Source organism: Streptomyces brasiliensis (genome assembly GCF_014647875.1).
Classification (GTDB): domain Bacteria; phylum Actinomycetota; class Actinomycetes; order Streptomycetales; family Streptomycetaceae; genus Streptomyces; species Streptomyces brasiliensis.
This window is the reverse complement of sequence record NZ_BMQA01000006.1, coordinates 103,250-120,905: the sequence shown is the minus strand read 5'-3', so window position 1 is coordinate 120,905 and position 17,656 is coordinate 103,250. Positions and strand designations below refer to the sequence as shown.

The 17,656-nt window shown below is 70.3% G+C and carries 18 protein-coding genes; 6 read left to right on the top strand and 12 right to left on the bottom strand.

Features of this window, described 5'->3' with window-relative positions:
- Window positions 1-5 precede the first annotated feature (5 nt).
- The 6 genes from mmsB to IEZ19_RS11680 form a co-directional block, all read right to left on the bottom strand.
- Window positions 6-1,238, bottom strand: coding sequence for a multiple monosaccharide ABC transporter permease (mmsB, locus tag IEZ19_RS11705; RefSeq protein ID WP_189311074.1), 1,233 nt, complete (start codon window positions 1,236-1,238; stop codon window positions 6-8).
- On the bottom strand, window positions 1,235-2,785 hold the full coding sequence (mmsA, locus tag IEZ19_RS11700) for a multiple monosaccharide ABC transporter ATP-binding protein (RefSeq protein WP_189311073.1): 1,551 nt from the start codon (window positions 2,783-2,785) through the stop codon (window positions 1,235-1,237). Before mmsA ends, mmsB begins: the two co-directional genes overlap by 4 nt.
- A gap of 32 nt (window positions 2,786-2,817) precedes the next feature.
- A complete protein-coding gene (chvE, locus tag IEZ19_RS11695) occupies window positions 2,818-3,924 on the bottom strand; it encodes a multiple monosaccharide ABC transporter substrate-binding protein (RefSeq protein WP_189311072.1) in 1,107 nt (368 codons plus the stop codon).
- Between the two features lie 36 nt (window positions 3,925-3,960).
- A complete protein-coding gene (locus IEZ19_RS11690; protein WP_189311071.1) occupies window positions 3,961-4,929 on the bottom strand; it encodes a hypothetical protein in 969 nt (322 codons plus the stop codon).
- Window positions 4,930-5,027: 98 nt separating this feature from the next.
- Window positions 5,028-6,032 (bottom strand): zinc-dependent alcohol dehydrogenase, encoded by a 1,005-nt coding sequence (locus tag IEZ19_RS11685; protein ID WP_189311070.1) that lies wholly within the window; start codon window positions 6,030-6,032, stop codon window positions 5,028-5,030.
- Window positions 6,029-7,189 carry a mandelate racemase/muconate lactonizing enzyme family protein gene (locus IEZ19_RS11680; protein WP_189311069.1) on the bottom strand — a complete coding sequence of 387 codons (1,161 nt, stop codon included), beginning with the start codon at window positions 7,187-7,189 and terminating at the stop codon, window positions 6,029-6,031. The genes IEZ19_RS11685 and IEZ19_RS11680 overlap by 4 nt, the downstream gene beginning before the upstream one ends.
- Before the next feature lie 244 nt (window positions 7,190-7,433).
- Between IEZ19_RS11680 and IEZ19_RS11675 the strand changes: the two genes are divergently transcribed.
- Window positions 7,434-8,276 (top strand): SCO2400 family protein, encoded by an 843-nt coding sequence (locus tag IEZ19_RS11675; protein ID WP_189311068.1) that lies wholly within the window; start codon window positions 7,434-7,436, stop codon window positions 8,274-8,276.
- 19 nt (window positions 8,277-8,295) lie between these two features.
- On the opposite strand, the gene IEZ19_RS11670 is transcribed toward IEZ19_RS11675, so the two are convergent.
- The 3 genes from IEZ19_RS11670 to IEZ19_RS11660 all read right to left on the bottom strand — a co-directional run bounded on the left by IEZ19_RS11670 (window position 8,296) and on the right by IEZ19_RS11660 (window position 11,083).
- The gene (locus IEZ19_RS11670; RefSeq protein ID WP_189311067.1) at window positions 8,296-9,159 is read right to left on the bottom strand and encodes a hypothetical protein; all 864 of its coding nucleotides are present in this window, start codon (window positions 9,157-9,159) and stop codon (window positions 8,296-8,298) included.
- Between the two features lie 390 nt (window positions 9,160-9,549).
- Window positions 9,550-9,969 carry an organic hydroperoxide resistance protein gene (locus tag IEZ19_RS11665; protein ID WP_189311066.1) on the bottom strand — a complete coding sequence of 140 codons (420 nt, stop codon included), beginning with the start codon at window positions 9,967-9,969 and terminating at the stop codon, window positions 9,550-9,552.
- Window positions 9,970-10,084: 115 nt separating this feature from the next.
- Entirely contained in the window at window positions 10,085-11,083 is a 999-nt protein-coding gene (locus IEZ19_RS11660) for an NADP-dependent oxidoreductase (RefSeq protein ID WP_189311065.1), read from the bottom strand.
- A gap of 115 nt (window positions 11,084-11,198) precedes the next feature.
- On the opposite strand from IEZ19_RS11660, the gene IEZ19_RS11655 reads away from it, so the two are divergent.
- Together IEZ19_RS11655 and IEZ19_RS11650 are read left to right on the top strand one after the other, a co-directional pair.
- Complete coding sequence (locus tag IEZ19_RS11655) at window positions 11,199-11,633, top strand: MarR family winged helix-turn-helix transcriptional regulator (RefSeq protein WP_189311064.1); 435 nt, start codon at window positions 11,199-11,201, stop codon at window positions 11,631-11,633.
- Window positions 11,634-11,769: 136 nt separating this feature from the next.
- Window positions 11,770-12,576, top strand: a complete 807-nt coding sequence (locus IEZ19_RS11650) for an EI24 domain-containing protein (protein ID WP_189311063.1) — start codon at window positions 11,770-11,772, stop codon at window positions 12,574-12,576.
- 7 nt (window positions 12,577-12,583) lie between these two features.
- Here IEZ19_RS11650 and IEZ19_RS11645 read toward each other — a convergent pair whose 3' ends face one another.
- Complete coding sequence (locus tag IEZ19_RS11645) at window positions 12,584-13,837, bottom strand: pyroglutamyl-peptidase I (RefSeq protein WP_189311062.1); 1,254 nt, start codon at window positions 13,835-13,837, stop codon at window positions 12,584-12,586.
- An 87-nt stretch (window positions 13,838-13,924) separates the two neighbouring features.
- Between IEZ19_RS11645 and IEZ19_RS11640 the strand changes: the two genes are divergently transcribed.
- Both IEZ19_RS11640 and IEZ19_RS11635 read left to right on the top strand, forming a co-directional pair.
- Window positions 13,925-14,197 carry a hypothetical protein gene (locus tag IEZ19_RS11640; protein WP_308428950.1) on the top strand — a complete coding sequence of 91 codons (273 nt, stop codon included), beginning with the start codon at window positions 13,925-13,927 and terminating at the stop codon, window positions 14,195-14,197.
- Between the two features lie 91 nt (window positions 14,198-14,288).
- Window positions 14,289-14,642 (top strand): YrdB family protein, encoded by a 354-nt coding sequence (locus tag IEZ19_RS11635; RefSeq protein WP_229840220.1) that lies wholly within the window; start codon window positions 14,289-14,291, stop codon window positions 14,640-14,642.
- Window positions 14,643-14,830: 188 nt separating this feature from the next.
- On the opposite strand, the gene IEZ19_RS11630 is transcribed toward IEZ19_RS11635, so the two are convergent.
- Window positions 14,831-15,805: an aldose epimerase family protein gene (locus IEZ19_RS11630; RefSeq protein ID WP_189311060.1), complete on the bottom strand. Its 975-nt coding sequence runs from the start codon at window positions 15,803-15,805 to the stop codon at window positions 14,831-14,833.
- A 16-nt stretch (window positions 15,806-15,821) separates the two neighbouring features.
- Window positions 15,822-16,700, bottom strand: a complete 879-nt coding sequence (locus IEZ19_RS11625) for an SGNH/GDSL hydrolase family protein (RefSeq protein WP_189311059.1) — start codon at window positions 16,698-16,700, stop codon at window positions 15,822-15,824.
- 277 nt (window positions 16,701-16,977) lie between these two features.
- Between IEZ19_RS11625 and IEZ19_RS11620 the strand changes: the two genes are divergently transcribed.
- Window positions 16,978-17,472: a DUF3145 domain-containing protein gene (locus IEZ19_RS11620; protein WP_189311058.1), complete on the top strand. Its 495-nt coding sequence runs from the start codon at window positions 16,978-16,980 to the stop codon at window positions 17,470-17,472.
- The last annotated feature ends 184 nt before the right edge of the window (window positions 17,473-17,656 follow it).

Genomic DNA, 17,656 nt, shown 5'->3' with positions numbered 1-17,656 from the left:
CTGACTTACGAACCGGACTTGCGCTTGTTCCACACGTCGAAGCCGACCGCCGCGAGCAGGGCGAGGCCCTTGATCACCTGTTGCCAGTCGGTGCCGACGCTCAGGAGGTTCATGCCGTTGTTCAGCACGCCGAGCACGAGACCGCCGATGATGGCGCCGAGGACGGTGCCGACACCGCCGCTCATGGAAGCGCCGCCGATGAACGACGAGGCGATCGCCTCGAGTTCGAAGTTGACGCCCGCCTTCGGCGAGGCCGCGTTGAGGCGGGCGGCGACCACCAGACCCGCCAGGGCCGCGAGCACGCCCATGTTCAGGAAGACATAGAAGGTGACCTTCTTGTCCTTGACGCCGGAGAGCTTGGCCGCCGGCAGGTTGCCGCCGATCGCGTAGATGTGACGGCCGAAGATCGCGTTGCGCATCACGTAGCCGTAGCCGACCACCAGCACACCCAGGATGATCAGCACGATCGGGGCGCCCTTGTAGCTGGCCAGAAGCATGGTGAGCACGAGGATCGCGGCGACCAGCGCGACGAGCTTGAGGAGGAAGAGGCGGCCGGGGAGGACCTCGAGCGCGAACTCCTGCTGGCGGCGGCGGTCGCGGACCTCCTGCCACACCACGGCGGCGATCAGGACGAGCCCGAGCAGCAGCGTGAGGTTGTGGTAGTTGGTGTTCGGGCCGACCTCGGGCAGGAAGCCGTTGCCCATCTTCTGCAGGCCGTTCGGGAACGGACCGAGGGTCTGCCCCTTCAGGAGGATCTCCGTCAGACCGCGGAAGAGCAGCATGCCGGCGAGGGTGACGATGAAGGACGGTATCCCGAGGTACGCGATCAGGAAGCCCTGGAGCGAGCCCGCCACCGCGCCCACCAGCAGGCACAGCACCAGCGCGATCGGCCATGCCACCCCGTGCTGCACGGTCAGCACGGCCGCGAACGAGCCCACGAACGCCGTCAGCGAGCCGACCGACAGGTCGATGTGCCCGGCGATGATCACCAGCATCATGCCGATGGCGAGGATCAGGATGTAGCTGTTCTGCAGCACCAGGTTGGAGACGTTGCGCGGCAGCAGCAGGTCGCCGTCGGTCCAGATCGCGAAGAGGACGACGATCAGGCCGAGGGCGATCAGCATGCCGTACTGGCGCATGTTGCGGCGCAGGCCGGCGAGCATCAGACCGAGCAGGCCCGCGCCGGCGGGACCCGGCGGCGCGGGGGCCGGGCTCTTGGCGGTCACATCCGTGCTCATCGCGATACCTCTTTGTCCTTCGTCATGTGCCGCATCAGCACTTCCTGCGTGGCCTCGGCCCGCGGCACCTCGCCGGTCAGCCGGCCGGCGGCCATCGTGTAGATGCGGTCGCACATGCCGAGCAGTTCGGGCAGCTCGGAGGAGATGAAGACGACCGCCTTGCCCTGTGCGGCCAGCTGGTCGATGACCGTGTAGATCTCGTACTTGGCGCCCACGTCGATGCCGCGCGTCGGCTCGTCGAGGATCAGCACATCCGGCCCGGCGAAGATCCACTTGCTGAGGACGACCTTCTGCTGGTTGCCGCCGGACAGCTTCCCGACCGGCTCGAAGACGGTCGGCGCCTTGATGTTCATGGACGTGCGGAAGCCCTCGGCGACCTGCCGCTCCTCGTGCTCGTCCACGACCCCCCGCCTGGCGACCTTGCCGAGCGCGGTCAGCGAGATGTTGCGGCCGATCGTGTCGATGAGGTTGAGGCCGTAGTGCTTGCGGTCCTCGGTGACGTACGCGATGCCGTGCCCGACCGCCTCCGCGACGGTCTTCGTACGGATCTCGGTGCCGTCCTTGAGGACCGTTCCGCCCGCGTACCGCCCGTACGTCCGCCCGAAGACGCTCATCGCGAGTTCGGTACGGCCGGCCCCCATCAGGCCCGCGATGCCGACGATCTCCCCGCGCCGCACCTGGAGCGACACGTCGTCGACGACCTTGCGCTGCTGGTCGATCGGGTGGTGCACGGTCCAGTTGCGGATCTCGAGGGCGGGAGCCGCATCGAGGGACGCCTCGTGCGGGGTGCGCTCGGGGAAGCGGTGGTCGAGGTCGCGGCCCACCATGCCCGCGATGATCCGCTCCTCGGTCGTCTCCGGCGCCTTCACGTCGAGCGTCTCGATGGAGCGGCCGTCGCGCAGGATCGTCACCGAGTCGGCGACCCTGCGGATCTCGCCCAGCTTGTGGGAGATGATGATCGAGGTGATGCCCTGCTTCTTCAACTCCAGGATGAGATCGAGGAGTTTGCCGCTGTCCTCGTCGTTCAGGGCCGCCGTCGGCTCGTCGAGGATGAGCAGCTTCACCTGCTTCGACAGCGCCTTGGCGATCTCGACGAGCTGCTGCTTGCCCACGCCGATGTCGGCGACCCGGGTCTCCGGGTGCTCGTCGAGTCCGACCCGGCGCAGCAGTTCGGTGGCGTGCCTGAGCGTCTCGTTCCAGTTGATCAGTCCGCGGCGTGCGTGCTCGTTGCCGAGGAAGATGTTCTCCGCGATGGACAGGAACGGCACCAGTGCCAGCTCCTGGTGGATGATGACGATGCCGTGCTGCTCGCTCGCCCGGATGTCCCGGAAGCGGCACACCTCACCCTCGAAGAGGATCTCGCCCTCGTAACTGCCGTGCGGATGGACACCGGAGAGCACCTTCATCAAGGTCGACTTCCCGGCGCCGTTCTCCCCGCAGAGGGCGTGGACCTCGCCCTGGCGGACGGTCAGCGTGACGTCCGACAGCGCCTTTACACCGGGAAAGGTCTTGACGATCGAGCGCATCTCCAGGACGGGTCCCGCCATGGTCGTGCCTTCCAATCCGTAGGAACCGTCGCTTACTTGAGCTCGGCGTCGGTGTAGTAGCCGCCCTTGACCAGCACGTCCTCGTAGTTGGTCTTGTCGACGCTCACCGGCTGGAGCAGGTAGGAGGGCACGACCTTGCTGCCGTTGTCGTAGGTCTGGGTGTCGTTGACCTCGGGCTTCTTGCTGTTCAGCACGTCGTCGACCATGCCCGCGGCGACGTCCGCGAGCTTGCGGGTGTCCTTGTAGACGGTCTGCGTCTGCTCACCGGCGATGATCGACTTCACCGAGGCCAGCTCGGCGTCCTGGCCGGTGACGACGGGCAGCGGCTTGCTCTTCGAGCCGTAGCCGTCCGACTTCAGCGAGGACAGGATGCCGATCGAGATGCCGTCGTACGGCGAGAGGACCGCGTCGACCTTCTGCGACTTGTACGACGACGTGAGGATGTCGTCCATGCGCTTCTGCGCGGTGGCGCCGTCCCAGCGCAGCGTGGTGACCTTGTTGAGCGCGGTCTGCCCGGAGCGGACGACCAGCTTCTTGCTGTCGATGTACGGCTTCAGGACGCTCATCGCCCCGTTGAAGAAGTACTTGGTGTTGTTGTCGTCGTTGGAGCCGGCGAACAGCTCGATGTTGAAGGGGCCCTTGCCGTCCTTCAGACCCAGCTTGTCCACGATGTAGTTCGCCTGCAGCTCGCCGACCTTGGTGTTGTCGAACGAGGCGTAGTAGTCGACGTTCTTGCTGCCGAGGATGAGGCGGTCGTACGCGATGACCGGGATGTTCGCGTCCGCGGCCTCCTGGAGCACGTTGTTCAGCGACTTGTTGTCGATCGCCGCGATGATCAGGCCCTTGACGCCCTGGGTGATCAGGTTCTCGATCTGCGAGACCTGCTGGTCCGGGTCGTCCTCGCCGTACACCAGCTTGGTCTGGTAGCCCTTGGCCTTGAGGTCCTTGACGACGTTGTTGCCGTCGGCGATCCAGCGCTCGGAGGACTTGGTGGGCATGGCGATGCCGATGGTCCCGCCCTTGGCGCTGCCCTTGTCGTCCTTGCTGCCGCCCTCACTGTTCTGACCGCACGCGGACAGGGCGAGGGCGAGGGACGCGGCCGATGCCACGGCGGCGAGTGCGGCTCTGCGGTTGCGCATGTGATCCGTCCTTGTTCTTCTCGTCGTTGAGAGGGGTCACGCGGTTGCGGGAAAACGGTGGAGCGGGCCGGGCAGCCGCGAGCCGAGCGGCGCCATGCCGTCCTCCGCGCCGTGCCGAGCGAGCAGATCCAGGGCGAGCCGGCCGCGCCGCACCCGCTCCCGGGCGGTGTCCAGGGTCAGGTCCCGCAGATGGGTGCCGTACGGATAGATCCCGGGAGCCTTGGACAGCCCGAACTTCAGGTAGAGCGGTGCACCGCGCCGGATCAGCTCGGCGACCTCGTACATCCGCACATAGCCGCCGAGGTCGTCGGGAGCCTCGATGTACATGTCCATGGGGGCGGCGGACACCCGCCGGATCTCGGTGAGATGATCGAGCGTCAGATCGCTGGGCACGTTGATGGAGTCGGCGCCGAGCCGCTCGATGACGGCGTACGACGCCGGGTTGACCGGCCCGACGAGCGCGGACACCTTCAGTGTGGTCTCGGCCGGGATGATCCCCGCCTCGCGCGCCCGGTGCAGCGTCCACAGCACGCCCTCGTCGGCGACGAGCAGACACCGGACGCCCAACTCGGTCGCCCGTACGGCGTCTTCGACGCAGCCGGCGACCGCGTCGTGACCGCGGGCCCGAAGGCCCCCGCCGCGCGAGTCGGAGCGCACCGAGGCGCCGATGTCCCAGGTGCCGCGCGGCCCCGTGAACAGGCACAGTTCGATGTCACGCTCGTTGGTGGCCTCGACCATCTCGGTGATCTCGGCGTCGGTCAGCATCCATACGCCGCTGCCCTGGCTGATCCGGTGGATCGGCACGTCGAGCCGCGAGGACTCCTTGAGCACGACCGCCAGCGCCTCGGGACCCTCGCACGAGGGGATCTCGGTGCGCCAGCGGCCACCGCCCGGGAAGGAGTGGGCGGAGGCGTCGGCGGGGTCGAGGGTGGGCGCGCCCAGGCCGAGAGCGGCGAGTGCCTGCTCACCGGGCCTTCGGGCTGCCGTGGCGGAAGCGTCGGTCACGGGCTGTCCTTCGTGTTCGGTATTTCGTACGTGGTTCGCAACTCGGGGCGGAGAAATGGACAGGAGGGTGCGGACGGGCCTGGCCCGGTGCTGCCCTGCTAAGGCCGGAGCAGCACCTTCCCCACCTTCGGATCGCCCGCCCCCACCAGCTCGATGGCCTGCGAGAACTCCGTCAGTGGCAGCTCGTCGGTGACGAGCGGCAGCGGGTCGAGCAGGCCGGCCCCGAACACCCGCACCGTGTGCGCCCAGGCGTCCGGCGGTGCCCCGAAGACGGTGTGCACCTCCAGCTGCCGTACGACCAGGTCGGTCGGGTCGAGCCCATCCGCTCCCGGTGCCGGAATGCCGGTGAGGACCAGGCGTCCGCCGCGCCTGAGCAGGGAGGCTGCGGTGCGCGCGGCGGACGCGGACCCGGCGGTCTCGATCACGACGTCGATGTCGTCCGGGAGGTCCTGGTCCTTCGTACGGAAGTCGGTGGCGCCGAAGTGCCGGGACAGGTCCTCCCGGTCGCGTCGCGTGCCCACGACCAGCAGCTCTGCGGGGGAGACGGCCGCCAGGAACTGCACGGCGAACATCCCGAGGGTGCCCGTGCCGACCACCGCCACCCGCTCGCCCGGCCGCGCCCCCGCCTTGAGCGCGGCGGCCGCGACACAGGCGGCGGGCTCCAGGAGCGCGGCTGCGGTCAGGTCGGCCGCGTCCGGGAGTACGTGCAGCAGCCGGGCCGGGAGGGTGAGCGTGCCGGCCATGGCGCCGGGCTGCGTGAACCCGGTCTCCTCGTATCCGGCGGTGCACAGGGTGGTCTCGCCGGCGTGACAGCGGTCGCACACCTGGCAGTTGCGGAAGCCCTCGCCGACCACCTTGCGCCCGACGAGGGTCGACGGCACCCCGTCCCCCACCGCCCGCACGGTCCCGGACCACTCATGACCGGGGACGATCGGGTAACGGACGTACCCCTCGGGCCGGTTGCCCTGGTACACCTCACGGTCGCTGCCGCAGATCCCGACGGCGTGCACGGCGACCAGCGCCTCGCCCGGACCGGGTTCACGTGGCTCGTGCGGTACGAGCCGGTGCGCGCCGGGTGCCTCGACGACGACGGCGCTGCTCACTTCCCGCTCCCCTTCGGCCGGCGCTGCTCCCAGCCCTCGGCCCACAGGTCGAAACGGGCCTGCTGCTGGGGGAATTCGGCCGCCGCGTCGGTGTCCAGCTCGACGCCGAGACCAGGTCGGTCGGACAGCCGGAAGTAGCCGTCCACGACCTCCGGCGCGCCCTTGACCACCTTCTTGATCTCGGCGTCGGCGAAGTCGTTGAAGTGCTCCAGGATCTTGAAGTTCGGCGTGGAGAAGCCGACTTGGAGCGAGGCGGCGGTGAGCACGGAGCCGCCGACGTTGTGCGGGGCGACGAGCACGTAGTGCGCCTCGGCCGTGGCCGCCAGCTTCCTGGTCTCCCAGATGCCGCCGATGTGGCCGACGTCCGGCTGGACGATGTCGGCGGCCTGGCTCTCGAACAGCTCCCGGAACTCGATCCGGTCGTGGATCCGCTCCCCGGTGGCGATGGGCAGCTCCACCTTCCCGGCCACCTTCGCCAGTGCCTTGAGGTTCTCCGGCGGCACCGGCTCCTCCAGCCAGGCCGGCTTGAAGGGGGCCAGCTCGCGCGCCAGCCGCACGGCCGTCGCGGGGGAGAAGCGCCCGTGCATCTCCAGCATCAGCTCGGTGTCCGGGCCGACGGCGTCGCGCACGGCCTCGATCAGCGACACGGAGTACAGGGTCTGCTCGTGGTCGAGCTCGAAGTGCCCGGTCCCGAACGGATCGATCTTCAGCGCCTGGTACCCGCGCTCCACGACCCCCTGAGCGGCCTTGTGGTACGCCTCCGGGGTCCGCTCGGTCGTGTACCAGCCGTTGGCGTACGCCTTCACCTTGTCGGTGACCTTGCCGCCGAGCAGCTGCCAGACCGGCACCCCGAGCGCCTTGCCCTTGATGTCCCAGCAGGCCATCTCGACGACCGCGATCCCGGACATCACGATCTCGCCCGCGCGCCCGAAGTCGCCGTACTTCATCCGGCGCACCAGGTCCTCGACAGCGAACGGGTCCGAGCCGAGGATGTGGTTGGCCTCGGCCTCCCGTAGATAGCCGATCAGCGCGTCGGTGCGGCCCAGCATCCGGGTCTCGCCGACTCCCGTGATCCCCTCGTCGGTGTGCACCTGCACGTACGTCAGATTGCGCCACGGCGTCCCGACCACGTGCGTGCTGATTCCGGTGATGCGCACGGCAGTTGCCCCTCAGCTGTTCGAGATTTCGTCACACGTTCGAAATGCTGGCGTGACAGTAAGGACGGGGCGACGGGGGTGTCAATGGGTCGAACAGGTAACGGTTCCGACAAGGCTAGGGGCGAGGTGGTAGCCATATAGCTGGGCCGGCTCAACTTGCCACACCGGTATGGTGGGTTCCCCACACAATTTTCACAGCAGCCCCTATGAACGTTACCCGTGAGGAATTTAGTCTTCCGGCGTCATGGACTACTGCCACCCGTGCCGACGGCACCTCAATGGCGCCCTCGCCTGCCCGGGGTGCGGCACACCGATCGAACAACTCCGCGCGCACGCACGCGAGATGAACGCGCGCCCGCAGCCGTCGTACGAGGAGGAGTACACGTACGACGATCATGGCGGCGCGGGGGACGAGGACGCCGCGCGGGCGGCGGACGACGAGCCCGATGACCCGGATCATCCGGATGGTCCGGATGGTCCGGATGATCCGGACGGGGACGACGAGCCACGTGGCAGGGCCGCGCGCCGCCGGGAACAGGGCCGTGGCCGGGGCCGCTCGCGCGGCAGGGCGGCGGACGAGGGTCCGGCCGGTGCCGAGGCGAGCCGCCGCGACCGCAAGGCCGCCGCCCACCGCCGGCGGCGGCGCCGGATCGTGCTGATCGCCGCGGGGTTCGTGCTGGCGGCCGGTGGCCTGAGCCTGGCGGAGCTGGGCACGGACGCCCCCTTCTCCAGCGCCCGCCCCCCGGTGGCCGGGAGCGAGTCGGCCGACGGCGGTACGTCCTCCTCGGCCCCGGACGAGACGGCCGAGCCGGTCGACGACAGCACGGCGGCCCCGGGGGCCACGTCACCGCACGCGTCGGCGTCCCCGTCGGCCTCCGAGTCCGCCAAGGCGTCCAAGTCCCCCGACGGCGAGCCCACCAGGTCGGAGGAGTCGGCGGCGACGACTCCCCGTGTCACGGCCCACCCGTCCACGAGCCCGGCCCCGCGCCCGACGGCCACCCCCACGTCGAACCCCTCGCCGTCGAAACCGGCCCCGCAGCCGTCCCCGACGAAGACGTGCAACCGGTTCCTGTGGTGGTGCACCTGAGACGAGGCGGCCCCCTCGCCTACGCCGGCGTCACCGCGACCACCACACCGTGTTCCGCGGCCGGGCTGACCGCCGCAGACACCCGTACCGCCACCGCCCGGACCAGGCGGCCGGTGCGGGAGACGGCCGTCAGGAGCCGGGGCTGGAGCTGTTCGAGGCCGGCGACCAGGAGTTCCTCGCCCGCGATCAGTAGCGGCCGGGCCGCCTTCGTCGTCGCCGCCGCGGCCTCCGCCAGATCGGCCAGGGGCGGGAGCGCCGTGCGGACGACGCCCGCGCCGGCGGTGGCCGCCCGTTCCGCGAGGGCCGCCTGGAGCGGCATCAGGGGTGCCAGGGCCGACGTGAGGGCGTCCGCGATACGGCGCAGTTCGGGGGAGGAGTCGCGCAGCACCTCCGCCGCCACGCGGATCACCGGGGTGAGGACGAGCAGGGCGCCCGCCGCCGCTCCGGCCGCCGCGGGCAGCAACGGGGACGCGGACTCCGTCAGCTCGCCGAGGACCGCCGCGATCTCCTCCACCGCGGGGCCGACCGCGTCCAGCACGGGCAGCAGGCCGTCGCCGAGCGCGGTGAGCAGGGCCTGCGCCGGTTCACTTACCGGGTGGGTGGCGAGCGGGGCGCCGCTGGCGCCCAGCCGGGTCAGCGTGTCGACCATCCGGTAGAAGGCCTCCTGCGCCTGCGGTGACGCGCTGGCCTCGGCCAGTTCCGCCGTGGTCCGGCGCAGCACGCGCAGCAGCTCCGGGCCCGAACCGTCGCGTGGATCCAGGGTGTTGATCGCGATTCTGGTGATGTTCCCGGCCGTGTCCAGGAGTTGGCCGGTGATGTCGGTGGTGCTGCGTGCGACGCGCAGCATGTCCTGCCTGCCGGGGAACGAAGGAATGGTCGCCATGATCAGTGCCGCCTGCCTCTCGTCACCGGGCCGGGCCGAGCGGCGTTGAGCCGAGCCGAGCCAGGTCGAGCCGAGCCGAACCGGGTAGATCCGAGTCCGGCCGTCCCCAGCATGCCCTGTGCGGAGCTTCCGGTATCGGCAGTCCGGGGGTATCAGTAACGCCTACGGTCCCTTGTTGCGGTAGATCCGAACCGGTACATCTCTCCGATCCGCCCCCGAAGCTCCCGCAACATCCGCGCCAGGGCGGGGGGCAGCCGTGGCGACGCGGGGGCCCGTCAACGACCCCTGTCCCACCACCGCGTCAGCGGGACGGGGCAGGGCGCAAGCGCAGCGGCACAGCCTGTGGCGCCCGTTGGGCAAGCCCGTCGCTCTGCCGAGGGGTGAGCGCGATCAGACCAGTGTCACCGTGGTGTTGCCGCGTGTGGCCTTCGAGTACGGGCAGACCTGGTGGGCCTGCTCGACGAGGGCGCGCGCGGTGTCCGCGTCGACGTTCGGGATGACCGCCGAGATCTCGACGATGATCCCGAACCCGTCCTCGTTCTTGCCGATGCCGACCTTCGCGGTGACCGTCGAACCGGAGACGTCGGCCTTCGCCTGACGTGCGACCACGCCGAGGGCGCCCTGGAAGCAGGCGCTGTACCCGGCGGCGAACAGCTGCTCAGGATCGGTGCCGGCGCCGCTGCCGCCCATCTCCTCGGGCGGGCTCACGACGACGTCGAGCCTGCCGTCGTCGGTGGCGACCCGGCCGTCACGACCGTTCTCGGCGGTGGCGACGGCGGTGTACAGGACGTCGGACTGCTGTACGGCCATACGGTGTGTTCCTCCGGGGCCCGCCGGGACTCGCGCCCACGATCGCCGACGGTTTCGGAAAGAAGTCACCGGATGGCGGAAACCTTGGAAAGGGCCGAACGAGCCGAAGCGGCCGTCAGAGCTTGACGATCATCTTCCCCGTGTTGTCGCCGCGCAGGACGCCGAGGAACGCCTCCAGGGTGTTCTCGATGCCGTCGACGACGGTCTCGCGGTACTTGAGCGCACCCGAGGCGACCCACGGGACGACCTCCGACACGAACTGCGGCTGAAGGTCGTAGTGGTCGCCAACCAGGAAGCCCTCGATACGGCCACGGGTCTGGATGAGGCGCGCGAGGTTCCGCGGGCCGGGCGCGGGCTCGGTGTTGTTGTAGACCGAGATCATTCCGCAGATCGCGATACGGCCGCGCAGGTTGAGGGAGCCGACGGCCGCCTCCAGGTGCTCGCCGCCGACGTTGTCGAAGTAGACGTCGATCCCGTCGGGTGCCGCGGCCCGCAGCTGCTCGCTCACCGGCCCGTTCTTGTAGTTGAAGGCGGCGTCGAAGCCGTACTCGTCGACGAGCAGCTCGACCTTCTCGTCGGACCCGGCCGAACCGATGACCCGCGAGGCGCCCTTGAGCTTGGCGATCTGGCCGACCTGGCTGCCCACGGCACCCGCGGCGCCGGAGACGAACACGACGTCGCCCTCCTTGAAGGAGGCGGTGCGCAGCAGACCGGCGTAGGCGGTGAGGCCGGTCATGCCGAGGACGCCGAGGTACGTCGACGGCGGCGCGGCCTCCGGGTCGACCTTTACGGCGTGCTTCGCGTCCATGACCGCGTACTCGCGCCAGCCGAAGAAGTGCAGCACGTGGTCGCCGGCCGAGATGCCCTCGGCGTTGGAGGCGAGGACCTCGCCGACGGCACCGCCCTGCATGACCTTGCCCAGCTCGTACGGAGCCGCGTACGACTTGGCGGCACTCATCCGGCCGCGCATGTACGGGTCGACCGAGAGATGTGTGTTCCGCACGAGCACCTGGCCGTCGCCGGGCGTCGGGACCTCGGTCTCGACCAGGGCGAAGTCCTCGGGCTTCGGCCAGCCGACGGGGCGGCTGAGGAGATGCCATTCGCGGTTGCTCATGAACGGTGCCTTTCGCAGGTACGTCAGCTGTACGTCGGCAGCTTTATTTCAGTATCTGAAACAACCATGCCCCTGAATATTTCATGATGTCAAGTAACGGGATAGGGTGGAGGGCATGTCCACCCCACAGAAGACCCGCCCCGACGCACTCACCCTGGAGGTCGTCGAGCTCATCGGTGACGTGGTGGCCCGGTTCCACGCGGACTACGAGGACGTGGCGGCCGAGCACGCGCTGACCGGCGCCCAGGCCCGCCTGCTGAGCCTGCTGTCACTGGACCCGCTGCCGATGCGGAAGCTGGCGAACAAGCTGAAGTGCGAGCCGTCGAACGTCACCGGGATCGTGGACCGCCTGGAGTCCCGAGGCCTGGTGGAACGCCGGCCGGACCCGACCGACCGCCGGGTGAAGCTGGCGGCCGCGACGGACGAGGGCCGCCGGGTCGCCCGCGAGCTGCGCGAGGGGTTGCGCTTCGCCCGCGAGCCCCTGGCGGGCCTCACGGACGGCGAACGCCGCTCACTGCGGGACCTGTTGCGGCGGATGCGGGACGCGTAGCGCCGACGGGTCAATCCGCGGTCAGCAAACTCCGGGCCAGAGCGCGCAGTTGGCCGATCAGGCCCGTTCAGGTGCGCAGACCTTATCGATCACCACTGACAAACGGGGCCCACCGTCCGGCCGATAGGGTTCCCGCATGCGTGATCTCGGGGTGGGTTTCGGTTATCTCCTCAAGGGCCAGCGGTGGGTGGGCCGGCACGGGAAACAGTTCGGGTTCGGGCTGCTGCCCGGGCTGATCACCCTCGTCCTCTACGTCGCCGCCCTGGTCGCCCTCGCCGTGTGGGGCGGGCACTTCGTCGGCTGGGCGACCCCGTTCGCCGACGACTGGCCGAGCCCCTGGCTGGGCTTGTTCCGCGGCTTCCTCACGGCCGTGCTGTTCGCCCTGGGCCTGCTGCTCGCCGTTCTCACCTTCACCGCCGTGACGCTCCTGGTGGGACAGCCCTTCTACGAGAGCCTCTCCGGGACCGTCGACCGGGACGTGTCGCCCGACGGCATCGCGCCCGAGTCCGGCCTGCCCCTGTGGCGCGAGCTGTGGATCTCGGCCCGGGACAGCCTGCGCATCCTGGTCCGCGCCCTTCTGTGGGGCGTCCTGCTCTTCGCCCTCGGCTTCCTGCCGGTCGTCGGGCAGACCGTCGTACCGGTGATCGGCTTCTTCGTCACCGGCTTCTTCCTCACCGAGGAACTCACCGGCGTCGCCCTCCAGCGCCGCGGTGTCGAACTGCGCGCCAGGCTCACCCTGCTGCGCTCCCGCAAGACCCTCGTCTGGGGCTTCGGCCCCCCCCTCGCCCTGGCCTTCGCGGTTCCCTTCGCCGCGGTGTTCCTGATGCCGGGCGCGGTCGCGGGCGCCACGCTCCTCGCCCGGGAACTGCTGGGCGAGGAGATCGCGGGGGAGGACGCGCGCGACGGCGCCGACGACTCCGAGGATCAGCCGGTCACGTGGTGAGGGCAGGTCACTTGGTGAACGTCACGTCCGCCGCCACCGTCACGATCGACCGCACCTGCTCGATGATGTCCAGCCGGTTCCGCACGAACTCCGGGTCCGTGACCGTGCCGGTCGCCGGATCGGTGTTCCCGGTGCCGAACTGCAGCACCGGCGTGTGCACGTGCCCGCCCGGCAGCGTGCCGTGCAGACCCAGCCGGTCCCGCAGCAGCGTGGCCCGGTAGGCGATCTCGTTGGAGAGGTAGTCCCCGCCGCCCCCGGCCCGCGCCGTCGACCCGGGGGTCGGGCCGTCGGGCCGTACGACGGCATCGGTGCCGCCCGCCGGGATCTCCGTGACCTCCGTGTGGTCGTACACCGGGAAGCGCCCGGTCGGCGCGGCCACGATCGCGGCGTACGGCAGCGTGGTCGTCGTCCACTGGGGCTGCGAGGCGGGGTCGGTGACCGGGACCGTCTCGGTGCGGGAGACGTTGTCGTTGTCCGGGAAGCCGCCGCGCCACGCCCCGTTGGTGCGCTCCACGTCGAAGCGGCCGACCCGCCCCTGGCTCACGGTCGTGAACAGGTCCACCTTCGGCAGATACGGCCGCAGCGCCCGTTCCACCGCTCCCTCGGAGAAGTCCTGCCAGCGCACCGGGAACACGGCCGTCTCGATGCGCGTCGGCCCGTCCGCCGTCTCGATCACCGTGCCGTCCAGCGCCAGCGCGGTCGCCCCGGACGGGTTGGAGATGCGGATGTCCCGGTCGAGCGTGAAGGGGTCGAAGCCGGTGACGAGGATGCGCCGGATCCCCTTGCCGCGCGGGTGGCCGACGTCGGTCTGCCCGCGCGACGTGCGTTCCAACTCGGCGAGCAGAGCGGAACGTCGGGGGTCGCTGAGCGCGAACCTCGGCACGTACGTGCGTACTTCCCGCGTCATCCCCAACCGCGCCCAGTACAGCGGCCGGTCGTCGTCCCGGCTCAGGCCGCCTCCTTCCGGCCCCCGCCCCTGCGCTCGGTCCACGGCCCGCCGCCACAGCGCGGATCCCTGCCGTACGACGATGCGGCGGGCCTGTGCGTAGGAGTGCGCGGCGTCGAGCGCGTGGGCGAAGTCCGGCGCCACGGCGTCGAATCCGGAGCGCCGGAGGATCTCCTGCGGGACGGCCTGGTCGAGGCGCCGTTCCTCGACGGTGGGGGAGGGCGCGGTGTCCGCGGCGGCCGTCGCCGTGGGGGCGGTCAGGCCGGCCAGCAGGCTCAGTCCTAGGACACCGATCCGAACACGTAGGGAGGTCAAGGGAGTTCAGGTCCTTCCGTCGCGGTGGGGCGCGTGGTGCGGGACGGCGGAAGTATCGCGTGACCTGAGTGGTCTACGCCATGGTGCGTGCGAGCCAGCCCCTGCTGCTCCCAGGTCGCCCGCGTCGAACACACCGACGGCAGCGCCCTGTTGTACCTCTCCGGCCAGATCGCCGAGGGCGCCGGCCGCGCAGAGCAGACCCGGGGCGCCTTCGAGACGATCGCCGCCCTGCCCGGGGCCCACGGCGCGACCCTCGCGGACGTCATCGACATCCGCACCGACCTCACCGAATCACGGAACTCGACGAATACGGCGCGGTCCGCCGGGAGTTCCCCACCGGCACCCCGCCGACCAGCATGACCTTCGAAGTACCCCGGCTGTTCCGGCCGGAGGCCCAGGTGGAGATCGAAATTGTGGCGGCGGTGCCCGCGGACAGGTGATACTGCCACCCGTGAAGACAGCCAAAGCCGTCAACCTCGGCGTCCTCTTCCTCCTGGAAATCGGTGTCCTCGCGGCTGTCGCCTACTGGGGGTTCGGCGTCGTCGACACCGGCCGTTTCCTGCTCGCCGTCCTCGGCCCGGGTCTCCTGGGCTGGCTGTGGGGCCTGTTCGGCTCCCCGAGAGCGAGGTTCAAGCTGCACGGCGCCGCCCGCGTCGCCTTCGAGACGCTCTGGTTCGGCACGGGTGTCGTGGCGCTGTACGCCGCCGGCCGGCACACCTGGGCACTCGCGTTCGCCGTCGTGTGCGTGCTCAGCAAGACGCTCGCGCACGTGCGGGGCGACGGGGAGACCGCTGTCACGGACTGACGGCGCGAACAGGCGGGCGTTTGTGAAGGGTTCGTACGAGATCACCGGCTGCCGCTCGATCACCGGTTTCCGCCTCGCCGCCCCGATTAACGTCTGACCCGGGACGAGCCCCCACGTGGCCCCGGCCCGGGACCTGACCCCTGGACCGGGGCTCGCGGCGGAGGCGGCTCCACTGAACGCCCGAGCGGCTAGCCGCGGACGCCGAAGCCGTACACCGTCTCCGAGCGGTACACCTCGCCCGGCCGCAGCTGGGTGCTCGGGAAGTCCGGGCGGTTGGGGGAGTCGGGGAAGTGCTGGGTCTCCAGGGCGATCGCCTCGCCGGGGGCGAAGGGGTCGCCGATGTGGTCGGCCGTGTAGAGCTGGATGCCGGGCTCGGTCGTCGACACCGTCAGGACGCGGCCGGTCGCCGGGTCGTACAGATCGACGACCTCGACCGGGGTGTCCGTGACGCCCTTGTCGAGGACGAAGTTGTGGTCGTAGCCGGAGCCGACCTTGCGCGCCGTGCGGAAGTCGAAGCGGGTGCCCGTCACGTCCTCCGGTTCGCCGACCGGGATCTGATGCACGTCGACCGGCGTGAACCGGGAGGCGGCGAGCCGCAGTTCGTGTCCGCCCGCGTTCCCCGCGCCGCCCAGGTTGAAGTAGCTGTGATTGGTCAGGTTCACCACGGTCGGCGCGTCCGTGACCGCCTCGTACGCGATACGCAGCGCACCGGACTCGTCCAGGGTGTACGTCACGGTCACGTCCAGACGTCCCGGGAAGCCCTCCTCGCCGTGCGGGCTGACCCGGGTCAGCCGCACCCCGTGCTCGACCGGCTCCGCCTCCCACAGGCGCTTGTCGAAGCCGCGCGGACCGCCGTGCAGGTTGTTGGGCCCGTCATTCGGTTCGAGCGCGTAGATCAGGCCGTCCAGCGGGAAACGGGCACCGCCGATCCGGTTGGCGTACCGGCCGATCAGGGCGCCGAGGAACGGCTCCGGCTGGGTCAGATAGCCGTCCAGGCCGGCGAATCTCAGCACGATGTTCGCCGCCCGCCCGTCCCGGTCGGGGACCTCCACGGACTGGACGATCCCGCCGTACGTCAGGACCCGTACCCGCACTCCCGCGCGCTTCAGCGTCCAGCGGTGGACCGGAGTGCCGTCGGGAAGTGTGCCGAAAAGTTCGCTCATGTGGAAAAATTCTAGGTCACGGCCCCTCCGCAGTGACGGTCCGGTAGGCGATGGCGGCGAGCCGCGCCTGGCCGTCCTTGCTCGGGTGGAACCAGTCCCAGTGGCTCAACTGGTCCGTGTCGAATTGGTACGCGTAGACCGCGCCCCCGTCGAAACGGCACCGCCGGTCCTTGGCGCACACCTCCTCCAGCACCTTGTTGTAGTCCTTCACCCGCTGCTGCACCTTGTCCCGGCGCACGGTTGCCGCCGAGTCCAGGTCGTCCGCGTCCCCCAGCATCGACGGGCAGATGCCCAGCTTCCACACCTGCCTGCCCAGCGGGCTCGTACGGCCCTGCGACCACAGCCGCTTCAGGTTCGGCACGCTCGCCACGTACACCTGCGTCTTCGGCAGCGCCCGGCGCAGCGTGGCCAGTGCCTCCTCGAACTCGGCGCGGAAGTCCTCCACCGAGGTCATCGCCCTCGTCGAGGAGCGGCAGGCGTCGTTCGCCCCGGCCATCACCGTCACCAACTGGGGCCTGCGCGCGGCCGCCTGCGCCATCTGGTCCGGCAGGTCGGCCATCCGGGCGCCCGTCTGCGCGTAGTTCCAGCTGTACTCCTCCGCCCGCTCCCGCCCCAGCAGCCGCACCGCCAGACTGTCGACCTGCGTGCTGGTGCCGGTCGCCCAGGACACCTCGGGGCAGTCCGACAGCACCGAGCACGCGTCGAAGCCGCGGGTGATGGAGTCGCCGACGGCGGCCACCGAGGACGGGCTGCGGTCCCACACCGGGCTCGGCCGGGCCTTGGTGGCCTTCGGCGCCGGGGAGCCGCCCCCCAGTGCGTGGCAGCCCGTCACGCCCAGCGCGGCCGCCAGCGTGACGGCGAGGACGGCACGGGAACGCCGACGTCGGTTTCGCATGCCCTGGTCCATCCCCTTCTCGTACTGTCCTGGTGCCCAACCCATGCTGTGCCCCTTCAAATCAAGAACAACGCGCGAGGGTTCCCGGGGTTCGGCATGCAACGGCTCACACCCGTACAAGCGTCCCCCTGGGTGAATGGCGGGGGATCCTGGCAGCGGGACGGACGGTACGTCACACTCCTCGCGCCGCCGCACGGTAGCCTCGGCCTCAACGCGGCCGTCGTGCCACGGCCGCCCTGCCCGACCGCACAATGACCCGCTCTGCCCGGAGGTCCCGGTGACGACACGTGGAGTTCTGTACGTGCACTCCGCGCCGCGCGCGCTGTGCCCGCACGTCGAGTGGGCCGTCGCCGGGGTGCTCGGCACCCGCGTCAGCCTCGACTGGATCCGGCAGCCCGCGGCCCCCGGCACCTGGCGCTCGGAGTTCTCCTGGCAGGGCGAGGCGGGCACGGCCTCCAAACTGGCCTCGGCGCTGCGGGGCTGGCACCTGCTCCGCTTCGAGGTCACTGCCGAGCCCAGCCCCACGGCGGAGGGCGAGCGCTACAGCTGCACGCCCGAACTCGGCATCTTCCACGCCGTCACCGGCATCCACGGCGACATCCTCATCCCCGAGGACCGTCTGCGCGCGGCGCTGCTGCGCAGCCAGCGCGGCGAGACGGACCTGGAGGCGGAACTCACCAAGCTCCTGGGCAAGCCCTGGGACGACGAGCTGGAGCCGTTCCGATACGCGGGAGAGGGAGCCCCGGTCCGCTGGCTGCACCAGGTGGTGTGACCCGGCCTCAGGAGCAGCGCCCCGAAAGGGGCGCGGGGCTGCGCTGACATGCGGCTTCGCCGGGTAGGCGCGAACGGCCCCCGCGGACCCGCACCCGGCACACAACAGACACCGAGAGACGGCGATTGGCCCGCACCCCACCCGGGGTGCGGGCCAATCGCCGTTCACGGCAATCTACGGCCGG